General features: G+C 58.8%; 10 protein-coding genes. All 10 read left to right on the top strand.

Features of this window, described 5'->3' with window-relative positions; translation table 11 throughout:
- The first annotated feature begins 72 nt into the window (after window positions 1-72).
- The 10 genes from rpoB (at window position 73) to rplW (ending at window position 14,882) form a co-directional block, all read left to right on the top strand.
- Window positions 73-4,146: a DNA-directed RNA polymerase subunit beta gene (gene rpoB, locus ROZ00_11955; GenBank protein MDT3736934.1), complete on the top strand. Its 4,074-nt coding sequence runs from the start codon at window positions 73-75 to the stop codon at window positions 4,144-4,146.
- 90 nt (window positions 4,147-4,236) lie between these two features.
- Complete coding sequence (rpoC, locus tag ROZ00_11950; protein ID MDT3736933.1) at window positions 4,237-8,436, top strand: DNA-directed RNA polymerase subunit beta'; 4,200 nt, start codon at window positions 4,237-4,239, stop codon at window positions 8,434-8,436.
- Window positions 8,437-8,572: 136 nt separating this feature from the next.
- A complete protein-coding gene (rpsL, locus tag ROZ00_11945; GenBank protein ID MDT3736932.1) occupies window positions 8,573-8,950 on the top strand; it encodes a 30S ribosomal protein S12 in 378 nt (125 codons plus the stop codon).
- A 24-nt stretch (window positions 8,951-8,974) separates the two neighbouring features.
- Entirely contained in the window at window positions 8,975-9,445 is a 471-nt protein-coding gene (gene rpsG / locus ROZ00_11940) for a 30S ribosomal protein S7 (GenBank protein MDT3736931.1), read from the top strand.
- A gap of 99 nt (window positions 9,446-9,544) precedes the next feature.
- Complete coding sequence (fusA, locus tag ROZ00_11935) at window positions 9,545-11,638, top strand: elongation factor G (protein ID MDT3736930.1); 2,094 nt, start codon at window positions 9,545-9,547, stop codon at window positions 11,636-11,638.
- 24 nt (window positions 11,639-11,662) lie between these two features.
- The gene (gene tuf, locus ROZ00_11930; GenBank protein MDT3736929.1) at window positions 11,663-12,853 is read left to right on the top strand and encodes an elongation factor Tu; all 1,191 of its coding nucleotides are present in this window, start codon (window positions 11,663-11,665) and stop codon (window positions 12,851-12,853) included.
- Window positions 12,854-12,902: 49 nt separating this feature from the next.
- Entirely contained in the window at window positions 12,903-13,214 is a 312-nt protein-coding gene (gene rpsJ, locus ROZ00_11925; GenBank protein ID MDT3736928.1) for a 30S ribosomal protein S10, read from the top strand.
- A gap of 97 nt (window positions 13,215-13,311) precedes the next feature.
- Window positions 13,312-13,950, top strand: a complete 639-nt coding sequence (rplC, locus tag ROZ00_11920; protein ID MDT3736927.1) for a 50S ribosomal protein L3 — start codon at window positions 13,312-13,314, stop codon at window positions 13,948-13,950.
- Window positions 13,951-13,959: 9 nt separating this feature from the next.
- Window positions 13,960-14,580, top strand: coding sequence for a 50S ribosomal protein L4 (gene rplD / locus ROZ00_11915; protein ID MDT3736926.1), 621 nt, complete (start codon window positions 13,960-13,962; stop codon window positions 14,578-14,580).
- Window positions 14,577-14,882 carry a 50S ribosomal protein L23 gene (gene rplW, locus ROZ00_11910; GenBank protein MDT3736925.1) on the top strand — a complete coding sequence of 102 codons (306 nt, stop codon included), beginning with the start codon at window positions 14,577-14,579 and terminating at the stop codon, window positions 14,880-14,882. Before rplD ends, rplW begins: the two co-directional genes overlap by 4 nt.
- Window position 14,883 lies beyond the last annotated feature (1 nt).

Here is a 14,883-nt window from a genome sequence, read left to right as displayed (position 1 = left end):
GCCCGGAAACGGCCGTTTGTAGTGCCGCAGCAACTGACAACTGAAAATTGATTTCTCACCCCCGGAGCCGATATGACGTACTCCTATACCGAGAAAAAGCGCATCCGCAAGAGCTTCGCCAAACGCGCAAGCGTACTGGACGTGCCTTTCCTGCTGGCGACACAGCTGGAGTCCTACCTGGCCTTTTTGCAGACGGATATTCCGCCGGCACAACGCCGCAACCAGGGCCTGCAGGCTGCCTTCACATCGATCTTTCCGATCTCCAGCCACAGCGGCAATGCGCGACTGGAGTTCGTTTATTACGCTCTCGGCGAGCCGGCCTTCGATGTCAAGGAATGCCAGCAGCGCGGTCTGACCTTCGCCAGCCCGCTGCGCGCCCGTGTGCGACTGGTCATCATGGACCGCGAAGCAGCGAAGGAAACCATCAAGGAAGTGAAGGAACAGGAAGTGTATATGGGCGAAATTCCGCTCATGACCACCACCGGCTCCTTCGTCATCAACGGCACCGAGCGCGTCATCGTTTCCCAATTGCACCGTTCGCCGGGCGTGTTCTTCGAGCATGATCGCGGTAAAACGCATTCCTCCGGCAAGCTGCTGTTCTCGGCGCGTATCATTCCTTACCGCGGTTCGTGGCTGGACTTCGAATTCGATCCGAAGGATTACCTCTACTTCCGTGTCGACCGCCGCCGCAAGATGCCGGTGACGATCCTGCTCAAGGCCATCGGCCTGACCCCCGAGCAGATCCTTGCAACCTTCTTCGAGTTTGACTGCTTCCATCTGTCCAAGAAGGGCATCCAGTTCGAAGTGGTGCCTGAGCGCTTGCGCGGCGAGGTTGCTCGCTTCGACATCACCGACAAGGCCGGCAAGGTCATCGTCGCAAAGGACAAGCGCATCACCGCCAAGCATATCCGCGAACTGGCGGACGCCGGCATCAAGAAAATCAACGTACCGGAGGAGTTCCTCGTCGGTCGTGTAATCGGTCGCAATGTCATCGATGCCGAAACGGGCGAAATTCTCGCCAATGCCAACGAGGAAATCACCGAGAGCCTGCTCGGCAAGCTGCGCGAATCCGGCGTGGCGGAATTGCACACGCTGTACACCAACGATCTCGACCGTGGCGCCTACATTTCCTCGACGCTCCGCACGGACGAGACTGTCGACCAGATGGCCGCCCGCGTGGCCATCTATCGCATGATGCGTCCGGGCGAGCCGCCAACCGAGGATGCCGTTGAGACCCTGTTCCACGGCCTGTTCTACTCGGAGGAGCGTTACGACCTTTCTGCCGTCGGCCGCATGAAATTCAACCGCCGTGTTGGCCGTGAGGAACTGGATGGTGCCGGCACCCTGTCCAATCAGGACATCATCGACGTCATCCGCATTCTTGTCGAACTGCGCAACGGCCGTGGCGAGATCGATGACATCGATCACCTTGGCAACCGCCGTGTGCGCTCGGTGGGCGAACTGGCCGAGAACCAGTTCCGTGCCGGCTTGGTGCGCGTCGAGCGCGCCGTGAAGGAGCGCCTGTCTCAGGCAGAGTCCGAGAATCTGATGCCGCACGACCTGATCAACGCCAAGCCCATCTCGGCGGCAATCAAGGAGTTCTTCGGGTCGAGCCAGCTCTCGCAATTCATGGACCAGACCAACCCGCTGTCGGAGATCACGCACAAGCGCCGTGTCTCCGCCCTCGGTCCGGGCGGTCTGACCAGGGAGCGTGCCGGCTTCGAGGTGCGCGACGTTCATCCGACGCACTATGGCCGTGTTTGCCCGATCGAGACGCCGGAAGGTCCGAACATCGGCCTGATCAACTCGCTGGCGCTGTACGCCCGCACCAACCAGTTCGGCTTCATGGAGACGCCGTACCGCAAGGTGGTGGACGGCCGCGTCACCGACCAGATCGACTATCTGTCGGCGATCGAGGAAGGTCATTTCGTGATCGCCCAGGCCAATGCTCAACTGGACAAGAAAGGGAAGCTGGTCGACGAACTGGTTTCGTCCCGTCACAAGAGCGAGTTCACCCTGGTTACGCCGGACCAGGTTCAGTACATGGACATTGCGCCGGGGCAGATCGTTTCGGTAGCCGCTTCGCTGATCCCCTTCCTCGAGCACGACGATGCGAACCGGGCGCTGATGGGTGCCAACATGCAGCGTCAGGCGGTGCCTTGTCTGCGCGCCGAGAAGGCGCTGGTCGGTACCGGCATCGAACGCACCGTGGCTGTCGACTCAGGTACCGCCGTGCAGGCGCTGCGCGGTGGGGTGGTGGATTACATCGACGCCAACCGTATTGTCGTGCGCGTGCATGACGACGAAACCGTGCCGGGTGAGGTCGGTGTCGATATCTATAACCTGATCAAGTACACCCGTTCCAACCAGAACACCAACATCAACCAGCGTCCGCTTGTGAAGGTAAACGACATCATCGCCAAGGGCGACGTCATTGCCGACGGCGCCTCGACAGACATGGGGGAACTGGCGCTCGGCCAGAACATGCTGGTGGCCTTCATGCCATGGAATGGCTACAACTTCGAGGACTCGATTCTGATATCCGAGCGCGTGGTGGCCGACGACCGGTTTACCTCGATTCACATCGAGGAGCTGACGGTGGTTGCGCGCGACACCAAGCTTGGCGCCGAGGAAATTACCCGCGACATCGCTTCGCTGGGCGAGGCGCAACTTTCGCGCCTCGACGAGTCTGGCATCGTCTACATCGGCGCCGAGGTGGAGGCTGGCGACGTGCTGGTGGGCAAGGTGACGCCGAAGGGTGAAACCCAATTGACCCCGGAGGAAAAACTGCTGCGCGCCATTTTCGGCGAGAAAGCCTCCGACGTGAAGGATACCGGTTTGCGTGTGCCGTCAGGCATGTCCGGAACGGTGATTGATGTCCAGGTATTCACCCGCGAGGGCATCGAGCGCGATAAGCGTGCCCAGCAGATCATCGATGATGAGTTGCGCCGTTACAAGACGGATTTGGCGGATCAGATGCGCATCGTTGAGCGCGACACCTTTGCCCGTATCGAACGCCTGCTTGCAGGAAAGGTCGCCAACAAGGGTCCGAAGAAGCTGGCCAAGGGAACCAAACTGACCAAGGCCTACCTGGAGTCGATTGATCCGCATCATTGGTTCGACATCGGCTTGGCTAGTGATGAGACGGCCCAGCAGTTGGAGAACCTGCGCGAAAGCATCGAGCAGACGCGCAAGGACTTCGATCAGGCCTTTGAGGCCAAGAAGAAAAAGCTGACTCAAGGCGATGAACTGCCCCCTGGAGTGCAGAAGATGGTCAAGGTTTACCTGGCCGTCAAGCGCCGTCTGCAGCCCGGCGACAAGATGGCAGGACGTCACGGCAACAAGGGCGTCGTTTCGCGTATCGTGCCGATCGAGGACATGCCCCACATGGCCGACGGTACGACGGTCGACATCGTGCTGAACCCCCTGGGTGTGCCGTCACGGATGAACATCGGACAGATTCTGGAGACCCACCTGGGATGGGCCGCCAAGGGCCTTGGCCTTAAGATCGGCGAGATGCTGAAGAAGCAGACTGCCGTAGCCGACCTGCGCAAATACCTGACCAAGATCTACAACTCGAGCGGCAAGGGCGAGGATATCGATTCGCTGTCCGACCAAGAGGTTCTCGAGCTATCAAACAACCTCAAGCATGGCGTACCATTTGCCACGCCGGTATTCGACGGTGCTCATGAGGAGGAAATCAAGAGCATGCTTGAACTGGCGGGAATGCCGACTTCGGGCCAGGTTACGCTTTTCGACGGCCGTACGGGCGAGCAGTTCGAGCGCCCCGTGACAGTGGGATATATGCATGTGCTCAAGCTGCATCATCTGGTGGACGACAAGATGCACGCGCGTTCCACCGGCCCATACAGCTTGGTGACCCAGCAGCCGCTTGGCGGCAAGGCGCAGTTCGGCGGCCAACGCTTCGGCGAGATGGAGGTGTGGGCGCTAGAGGCCTACGGCGCCTCCTACACGCTGCAGGAAATGCTCACGGTCAAGTCCGACGATGTGTCTGGACGCACCAAGGTTTACGAAAACATCGTCAAGGGCGAGCACAAGATCGATGCCGGCATGCCGGAATCCTTCAACGTGCTAGTCAAGGAAATCCGCTCCCTGGCGATTGATATCGACCTCGAGCGGTATTGACAACCGGATGCTGGCAGCTCCGCCGGCGGTGATCGGCGAAGAATTTTGTAATTTTGATTTTGAAGTTTCACCCCTTGCAGGAGTGAAGACATGAAAGCACTACTCGATCTGTTCAAGCAGGTAACTCAGGAAGAAGAGTTCGACGCCATTACCATCGGTCTCGCCTCGCCTGAGAAAATCCGCTCCTGGTCCTATGGCGAAGTAAAAAAGCCTGAGACCATCAACTACCGTACCTTCAAGCCGGAGCGCGACGGCCTCTTTTGCGCCAAGATTTTCGGACCTGTGAAGGACTACGAGTGCCTCTGCGGCAAGTACAAGCGCCTCAAGCACCGTGGTGTCATCTGCGAAAAATGCGGCGTAGAAGTCACACTATCGAAGGTGCGCCGCGAACGCATGGGCCACATTGAGCTGGCCTCGCCGGTTGCGCACATCTGGTTCCTGAAGAGCCTGCCCAGCCGCTTGGGCATGGTGCTCGACATGACACTTCGCGACATCGAGCGAGTGCTTTATTTCGAAGCCTATGTAGTGGTTGACGCCGGCATGACGCCACTGAACCGCGCACAACTTCTTTCCGAGGACGACTATCTCGCCAAGGTTGAGGAATATGGCGATGATTTCGCCGCGGTGATGGGCGCCGAGGGCATCCGCGAACTGCTGCGCACCCTTGACGTAAACCACGAAATCGATGTGCTGCGCAAGGAACTCGAGACGACTGGCTCTGAAGCCAAGATCAAGAAGATAGCCAAACGCCTTAAGGTGCTGGAAGCCTTCCAGCAATCCGGCATCAAGCCGGACTGGATGATTCTCGAAGTGCTGCCCGTCCTGCCGCCCGATCTGCGTCCGCTGGTGCCGCTGGACGGTGGCCGTTTCGCCACTTCGGATCTCAACGACCTTTATCGTCGCGTCATCAACCGCAACAATCGCCTGAAGCGCCTGCTGGAACTGAAGGCGCCCGAGATCATCGTGCGCAACGAAAAGCGCATGCTGCAGGAAGCAGTTGACTCGCTGCTCGACAACGGCCGTCGCGGAAAAGCCATGACGGGAGCCAATAAGCGCCCGCTGAAGTCCCTTGCCGACATGATTAAGGGCAAGGGAGGTCGCTTCCGTCAGAACCTGTTGGGCAAGCGCGTCGACTACTCCGGCCGCTCGGTCATCGTTGTCGGCCCCCAATTGAAACTCCATCAGTGCGGCCTGCCAAAGAAGATGGCCCTCGAGTTGTTCAAGCCATTCATCTTCAACAAGCTTGAATTGCTCGGCCTTGCCACCACTATCAAGGCGGCCAAGAAGCTGGTAGAGCAGGAAGTACCTGAAGTGTGGGATATCCTCGAGGAAGTTATCCGCGAGCATCCGGTGATGCTCAACCGCGCGCCGACCCTGCACCGTCTCGGCATCCAGGCCTTTGAACCGACGCTGATCGAAGGCAAGGCGATCCAGTTGCACCCGCTGGTCTGCGTGGCTTTCAACGCCGACTTCGACGGCGACCAGATGGCCGTTCATGTGCCGCTGTCTCTGGAAGCGCAGATGGAGGCGCGGACCCTGATGCTGTCCTCCAACAATATCCTCTCGCCTGCCAACGGCGAGCCGATCATCGTTCCTTCGCAGGATATCGTGCTCGGGCTCTATTTCGCTACGCGCGAGTACATCAACGCCCGTGGCGAAGGGATGGCCTTTGCTGACATTCCCGAGGTGAAGCGTGCCTATGAGTCTGGCAAGGCGGACCTGCATGCCCGCGTCCTGGCGCGGATCAAAGAATACGAGGTGAGTGAAACCGGCGAGAAGCGCGAGAAAATCACGCGCTATGAGACTACGGTCGGACGTGCAATGCTGTCGGAGATACTCCCCGCCGGCCTGCCTTTCTCGATCATCAACAAGCCGCTCAAGAAGAAGGAAATCTCGCGCCTCATTAACGCCTGCTTCCGACGTTGCGGGCTGAAGGAAACGGTGATTTTTGCAGACAAACTCATGCAGGCTGGTTTCCGCTTGGCTACGCGCGCCGGCATTTCGATTTCGATCGGAGACATGCTGGTGCCTCCGCAGAAACATGAAATCATTTCGGCTGCAGAGCATGAAGTGAAGGAAATTGAAAAGCAATATACTTCCGGCCTGGTGACCGACGGCGAGCGCTACAACAAAGTGGTGGATATCTGGGGGCGCGCCGGGGACCAGGTAGCGAAGGCCATGATGGAGCAGCTTTCCCATCAGGAAGTCACCGACCGGAACGGCAAGAAGGTAGCGCAGGAGTCCTTCAACTCCATCTATATGATGGCCGATTCGGGTGCCCGTGGTTCGGCAGCGCAGATCCGCCAATTGGCGGGTATGCGCGGTCTGATGGCCAAGCCGGACGGCTCGATCATCGAGGTACCGATCACCACAAATTTCCGCGAAGGCCTCAATGTTCAACAGTACTTCATCTCGACGCACGGTGCGCGCAAGGGCTTGGCTGATACTGCGTTGAAAACTGCCAACTCGGGCTATCTGACCCGTCGTCTGGTGGACGTAACGCAGGATCTTGTGGTGACCGAGGACGATTGCGGTACCAGCAATGGCTTCGCCATGAAGGCTCTGGTAGAGGGCGGGGAGGTTGTCGAAGCGCTGCGCGAGCGCGTACTTGGCCGCGTTACTGTTTCCGATGTGCTCCATCCAGAGACGCAGGACGTGCTGTTTCCGACTGGTTTCCTTCTCGACGAGGATGCGGTCGATCTTATCGAGATGCTTGGTGTCGATGAAGTGCGCGTACGCACTCCCCTCAGCTGTGAGACGCGTTACGGTCTATGCGCCAAGTGCTACGGGCGCGACCTAGGTCGTGGCGTCCTGGTCAATTCGGGCGAGGCGGTCGGTGTCATCGCTGCACAGTCGATTGGCGAGCCGGGCACCCAGCTCACCATGCGCACGTTCCACGTCGGTGGTGCGGCCTCGCGCGCAGCTGCGGCTTCACACATCGAGGCCAAATCTGCAGGGACGATCCGTTTCACGCAGAATATGCGTTATGTCACCAACCCGAAAGGCGAGAAGGTAGTCATTGCGCGCTCAGCCGAAGTGCTGGTGACTGACGACCATGGCCGGGAGCGAGAGCGGCACAAAGTGCCCTATGGGGCCATGCTGGCGGTGGACGATGGTAAGCACGTTAAGGCCGGCACTCAGCTGGCCACATGGGATCCGCATACCCGTCCCATCGTTACGGAATACGCCGGTATAGTGAGATTCGAGAACGTTGAGGAAGGTGTCACAGTCACCAAGCAAATCGACGAGGTGACAGGACTCTCAACGCTGGTCGTCATCGACCCGAAGCGCAAGGCAGGCGCTGCTGCCAAAGGCCTGCGCCCGCAGGTCAAACTGCTGACGCCCTCTGGAGAAGAGGTGAAAATCCACGGCACAGACCATTCAGTGACCATCACCTTCCAGGTTGGCTCTATTATCACCGTGAAGGACGGTCAGGAGGCAAGCGTTGGCGACATTCTGGCGCGCATCCCGCAGGAATCCTCGAAGACTCGCGACATCACGGGCGGCCTGCCGCGCGTGGCGGAACTCTTCGAAGCCCGCTCCCCCAAGGACGCCGGCATGCTGGCGGAAGTTACCGGCACGGTGTCCTTCGGCAAGGACACCAAGGGCAAGCAGCGCCTCGTGATTACCGAGCCAGATGGTACAGCGCACGAGTACCTCATTCCGAAGGACAAGCACGTCATGGCCCACGATGGCCAGGTTGTTAACCGCGGTGAAGTGATTGTGGACGGACCGGCCGACCCTCACGACATTCTGCGTCTGAAGGGGGTCGAGGAACTGGCCCGCTACATCATCGACGAGGTGCAGGACGTGTACCGCCTGCAGGGCGTGAAGATCAACGACAAGCACATCGAGGTGATCGTGCGCCAGATGCTACGTCGCGTTGTCATTACTGACCCGGGCGATACCCACTTCATCCGGGAGGAGCAGGTGGAACGGGCGGAGGTGCTGGACGAGAACGACAAGGCGATCAACCAAAACAAGCGCCCGGCAGAATACCAATACATGCTGCTAGGCATCACCAAGGCTTCGTTGTCGACAGACTCCTTTATCTCGGCAGCTTCCTTCCAAGAGACTACGCGCGTGCTGACCGAGGCGGCGATCATGGGCAAGCGGGATGAACTGCGCGGCCTCAAGGAAAACGTCATCGTGGGCCGGCTCATTCCAGCGGGTACTGGATTGGCCTATCACCGTACGCGGCGCATGCAGGCCGTGGGAGAGGATATTGCCGCGAATCGCGAATTGGTGGTCGAGGAAGGGGCGGCGCAGGAAGATATTCAAGCTGGTTGACGCTGATTTGAAAAACCCCTTATAATCCGGCCTCTTTGCGAACGGCGTGGCAAAACCGCGCGCTGCGTAAGAAATAAACGAATCCCGGGGCGGCGTAGCCATAATTGCCGCCTCGGTTTTTTGGAAATTCGAGAATATGCCAACAATCAACCAGTTAGTGCGGAAATCGCGCAAGGCCCCGGTTACCAAAAGCAAGGTACCAGCGCTTGCCAATTGCCCTGCCAAGCGTGGTGTATGCACCCGCGTTTATACGACGACGCCAAAGAAGCCGAACTCGGCGTTGAGAAAGGTCGCCAAGGTGCGGCTGACCAACGGTTTTGAGGTGATTTCCTACATCGGCGGCGAAGGCCACAATCTGCAAGAGCACTCTGTGGTGTTGATTCGCGGCGGCCGCGTTAAGGACCTGCCGGGCGTGCGCTATCACATTGTGCGCGGCAGCTTGGATACGCAAGGCGTCAAGGATCGCAAGCAGTCTCGCTCGAAGTACGGTGCGAAGCGGCCGAAGGCTGCGTAACTGGAAGAATTGGAGTAAGAGAATATGCCACGACGCAGAGAAGTTCCGAAACGCGACGTTCTGCCGGATCCTAAATTCGGCAATCAGGACGTGGCCAAATTTGTCAATGTGCTGATGGTGAGCGGCAAGAAATCGGTTGCCGAAAGCACGCTGTATCGTGCCTTCGATCAGATCAAGAGCAAGTCTGGCAAGGATCCGCTGGAAGTGTTTACGCAGGCGGTCAGTAACGTCAAGCCGTCCGTCGAGGTGAAGAGCCGTCGCGTTGGTGGTGCCAACTACCAGGTTCCTGTGGAAGTGCGCCCGGTGCGCCGAGCTGCTCTGGCGATGCGCTGGATACGCGAATCGGCGCGCAAACGTTCCGAAAAGTCGATGGGTGCCCGGCTAGCCGGCGAACTGCTGGAGGCAGCCGAAGGTCGCGGCGGCGCAGTGAAGAAACGTGAGGAAGTGCACCGCATGGCCGAGGCCAACAAGGCCTTCGCGCATTATCGGTTCTGATGAGCGGCCGGGATTCCCGGCCTTGACAGGGAAAATGTCCGCCACGGTGTCACGTTGAGACGCCTTGGCGGTTTGGTTTAGATAAGGCAGGTAAGCAAAGTGGCGCGTACGACCCCGATTGATCGCTATAGAAACATAGGCATCAGTGCCCACATTGATGCTGGCAAGACCACGACCACGGAGCGCATCCTGTTTTATACGGGCGTCTCGCATAAGCTTGGCGAAGTTCACGATGGCGCAGCCGTCATGGACTGGATGGAGCAGGAGCGCGAGCGTGGCATTACCATCACGTCTGCTGCTACCACCTGCTTCTGGAAGGGAATGGACGGCAGATTTCCCGAACATCGCATCAATATCATCGATACCCCGGGCCACGTTGACTTCACCATTGAAGTGGAACGCTCCATGCGTGTGCTCGATGGTGCCTGCATGGTGTACTGCGCGGTGGGTGGTGTGCAACCGCAGTCGGAGACGGTTTGGCGCCAGGCCAATAAGTACAAGGTCCCGCGCCTGGCTTTTGTGAACAAGATGGACCGTCAGGGCGCCGATTTCTTTAAGGTCTATGACCAGATGAAGCTGCGCCTGAAGGCCAATCCTGTGCCGCTGCAAGTGCCGATCGGTGCGGAGGATACCTTCGAGGGCGTGGTCGACCTGATCCGCATGAAGGCGATTTTCTGGGAAGATGCAAGCCAGGGCATGAAATTCGAGCTTCGCGACATTCCCGCCAACCTAGCCGAAAAGGCGAAGGAATGGCGCGAGAAGATGGTCGAAGCGGCAGCTGAAGCCAACGAAGAGCTGATGAACAGGTACCTTGAAGAGGGTGACCTCTCCGAGGAGGACATCAAGATGGGGCTGCGTCTGAGGACCATTGGTAGCGAAATCGTGCCGATGCTGTGTGGCTCCGCTTTCAAAAACAAGGGCGTTCAGGCCATGCTGGATGCCGTCATCGAATTGATGCCGGCGCCGACTGACATTCCTCCGGTCAAAGGCCATCTGGAAAACGAGCAAGAAGGTGAACGCAGGGCCTCAGATGAGGAACCGTTTTCCGCTCTTGCCTTCAAGATCATGACCGACCCCTATGTCGGGCAGCTGACTTTCTTCCGCGTCTACTCGGGTGTAATCAATTCCGGCGATACGATCTACAACCCGATCAAAGGCCGCAAGGAGCGCATCGGCCGCATTCTGCAGATGCACGCTAACCAGCGTGAGGAAATTAAGGAAGTGCGCGCCGGCGATATTGCCGCCGCAGTCGGCCTGAAAGAAGCGACCACCGGAGAGACGCTGTGCGATCCGGACAAGGTGATCACTCTTGAGAAGATGGAGTTCCCCGAGCCGGTGATTCACGTTGCCGTCGAACCGAAGACCAAGGCCGACCAGGAGAAGATGGGCATCGCCCTTAACCGCCTGGCGCAAGAGGATCCTTCATTCCGCGTGCGTACCGATGAAGAGTCCGGCCAGACCATCATCTCCGGCATGGGCGAATTGCATCTGGAGATCCTTGTTGATCGCATGAAGCGAGAGTTCGGCGTTGAGGCTAATGTTGGCGCTCCTCAAGTTGCCTACCGCGAGGCAATCAAGAAGAGTGCCGAAGTCGAAGGCAAGTTCATCAAGCAGTCGGGTGGCCGTGGTCAGTATGGCCACGTCTGGTTGCGTATGGAGCCGAACGAGGCCGGCAAGGGTTTCGAGTTCGTCGATGCCATCAAGGGTGGTACTGTGCCGCGTGAATTCATTCCGGCTGTGGAAAAGGGCCTGATTGACACCTTGCCGAATGGCGTGTTGGCTGGCTTCCCGGTGGTGGATGTGAAGGTCACCCTATTCGATGGCTCCTACCACGATGTAGACTCGAACGAAAATGCCTTTAAGATGGCGGCCTCCATTGCTTTCAAGGACGGCATGCGCAAGGCCAGCCCGGTCCTGCTTGAGCCGATGATGGCGGTCGAAGTCGAGACCCCCGAGGATTTCATGGGCAACGTCATGGGCGATCTCTCAGGTCGCCGTGGTATGGTGCAAGGAATGGAAGACCAGGTCGGCGGCATCAAGCTGGTCAAAGCGGAGGTGCCGCTGGCCGAAATGTTCGGCTATTCCACCCAGTTGCGCTCGCTTACGCAGGGTCGCGCCACTTATTCGATGGAATTCAAGCATTATTCCGAGGCGCCGAAGAACGTCGCCGAGGCGATCATCAACAAGAAGTGATTTGTTCTTTAGGGGAATAGAAACATGGCCAAAGGCAAATTCGAACGTACGAAGCCGCATGTGAACGTGGGGACGATTGGACACGTTGACCATGGCAAGACGACGCTGACGGCGGCGATCACGACGGTGTTGTCGACCAAGTTTGGTGGTGAGGCGAAGGCCTACGACCAGATTGATGCGGCGCCGGAGGAGAAGGCGCGCGGCATTACCATCAACACGGCGCATGTTGAGTACGAGACGACGAACCGGCATTACGCCCACGTCGATTGTCCGGGCCATGCCGACTATGTGAAGAACATGATCACGGGTGCGGCGCAGATGGACGGTGCGATTCTGGTGGTGTCGGCGGCTGACGGCCCGATGCCGCAGACGCGCGAGCACATTCTGCTGGCCCGCCAGGTTGGTGTGCCCTACATCATCGTCTACATGAACAAGTGCGACATGGTGGACGATGCCGAGCTGCTCGAGCTGGTGGAGATGGAAGTGCGCGAGCTGCTCAGCAAGTACGACTTCCCCGGCGACGACATTCCCATCGTCAAGGGTTCGGCGCTGAAGGCACTCGAAGGCGACAAGGGTGATCTGGGCGAAGGCTCCATTCTCAAGCTGGCCGAGGCACTCGACTCCTATATCCCCGAGCCCAAGCGCGCCATCGACGGCCCCTTCCTGATGCCGATCGAAGACGTCTTCTCGATCTCCGGCCGCGGCACCGTGGTGACGGGTCGGGTTGAGCGCGGCATTGTCAAGGTTGGCGAGGAAATCGAGATTGTCGGCCTGCGGCCGACCGTGAAGACCACCTGCACCGGCGTCGAGATGTTCAGGAAGCTGCTGGACCAGGGTCAGGCGGGCGACAACGTCGGCGTGCTGCTGCGCGGCACCAAGCGCGAGGAAGTCGAGCGCGGCCAGGTGCTGGCCAAGCCGGGCTCGATCACGCCGCACACCCACTTTACGGCCGAGATCTATGTGCTGGGCAAGGACGAGGGTGGTCGTCACACCCCGTTCTTCAACGGCTATCGTCCGCAGTTCTACTTCCGCACCACCGATGTTACCGGCTCGATCGAGCTGCCGGCGGGCACCGAGATGGTGATGCCGGGCGACAACATCACCATTACGGTGAAGTTGATTGCGCCGATCGCCATGGAAGAGGGCCTGCGCTTTGCCATCCGCGAAGGTGGTCGCACCGTCGGCGCCGGCGTCGTGGCTAAGGTGATCGAGTAAATTATCGCCTGGCGCGAGTGCGCCAAGCATCGCTCTTTAGGGAATTGACATGCAAAACCAGAAAATCCGCATCCGTCTCAAGGCATTCGACTATCGGCTGATTGACCAGTCGGCCCTCGAGATAGTGGATACGGCCAAGCGCACTGGTGCCGTCGTGCGCGGTCCCGTACCGCTGCCTACCCGTATCGAGCGCTTCAACGTGCTGCGCAGCCCGCACGTGAACAAGACTTCGCGCGACCAATTCGAGATCCGTACTCATCTGCGCCTAATGGACATTATCGACCCGACCGACAAGACGGTGGATGCGTTGATGAAACTCGATCTGCCCGCAGGTGTCGACGTCGAGATCAAGTTGCAGTAACGATTTGTGTTGCGGCCAGAGTATCGGCTGCCATGTTGTTCCAGTTGTTGTTTGTTAATAAGTCCCGGTCAATCGCAACCGGGGATAGGAGAATAAAATGAGTCTGGGCCTTGTCGGACGCAAGGTCGGCATGACGCGCATCTTTACCGATGATGGTGAAACCATCCCGGTGACGGTGCTTGACGTGTCGAATAACCGCGTCACGCAAATTAAGACACCTGAAGCTGACGGATACGCCGCAGTGCAGGTGACCTACGGCAAGCGCCGCGCGAGTCGCGTGAACAAGGCGGCAGCGGGGCATCTCGCCAAGGCCGGCACCGAAGCCGGCCATGTCCTCAAGGAGTTCCGTGTCGCAGCCGGTGATCTGGCGAATTTCAAGCCAGGCGACATCATTGCCGCGACGATTTTCCAGGCAGGCCAGAAGGTCGATGTGACTGGCACTTCGCAGGGGAAGGGTTTCACCGGCGTCATCAAGCGTCACCATTTTTCATCGAACCGGGCCAGCCACGGCAACTCCGTGTCCCACAACAAGCCCGGCTCGATCGGACAGAATCAGGATCCGGGCCGCGTCTTCCCTGGCAAGCGCATGGCCGGTCATATGGGAAACGTTCAGCGCACTACGCAGAATCTGGTAGTCGTTCGCGTCGACGAAGCACGTCAACTGTTGCTCGTCAAAGGCGCTGTGCCAGGCAGCCGTGGCACTGACGTCGTGGTCCATCCGGCGATCAAGGGTTAAGGGGACGCGATGGAACTTAAACTGATCAACGAACAAGGCAAGACCGCGTCGACCCTGCAGGCATCTGATGCGCTGTTCGGCCGTGACTACAATGAAGCCCTGGTGCACCAGGTTGTTGTCGCCTACCAGGCCAACGCCCGCTCAGGTAATAGGGCACAGAAGGATCGCGGCGAAGTCAGCCATACGACCAAGAAGCCATGGCGCCAGAAGGGTACAGGACGTGCCCGCGCCGGTATGTCCTCCAGTCCGCTGTGGCGTGGCGGTGGCCGCATCTTCCCGAACCGACCGGACGAGAATTTCAGCCACAAGGTCAATCGCAAGATGTACCGCGCCGGTTTGGCGGCGATCCTCTCGCAGTTGGCCCGCGAAGATCGCCTGGCCGTTATCGAGAACTTTTCCGTCGAATCGCCGAAGACCAGATTGTTGGCCCAGAAAATCAAGGGCATGGGCTTGGAGTCCGTGCTGGTGATCACCGACAACTTGGACGAGAACCTGTATCTGTCCTCGCGTAATCTGCCCAACGTGCTGGTGCTCGAGGTTAATGAGACTGACCCGATCTCATTGGTCCGTTTCAAAAACGTGCTGCTGACCAAGGGCGCGGTGGCAAAGATGGAGGAGATGCTGGGATGAAAACCTTCAACCAGGAACGCCTGATGCAGGTCCTCGTCGCGCCGCAGATCTCCGAGAAGGCGACGTACGTTGCTGACAAGAACGAACAGGTGATCTTCATTGTCGCGCCGGACGCGACCAAGCCGGAGATCAAGGCCGCAGTCGAGTTGCTCTTCAAGGTGCAGGTCGATTCGGTGCAAGTCTCCAACCTGAAAGGCAAGGAAAAACGCCACGGCCGCTTTGTCGGCCGACGCAACGACGTGAGGAAGGCCTACGTCTGCCTGAAGCCAGGTCAGGAAATTAACTTTGCGGCGGGGGAATAAT

The organism is Denitratisoma sp. (genome assembly GCA_032027165.1).
GTDB lineage: Bacteria > Pseudomonadota > Gammaproteobacteria > Burkholderiales > Rhodocyclaceae > Desulfobacillus.
Note: the sequence above shows the minus strand (reverse complement) of the source record. Positions and strands in the feature narration are given on the sequence as shown.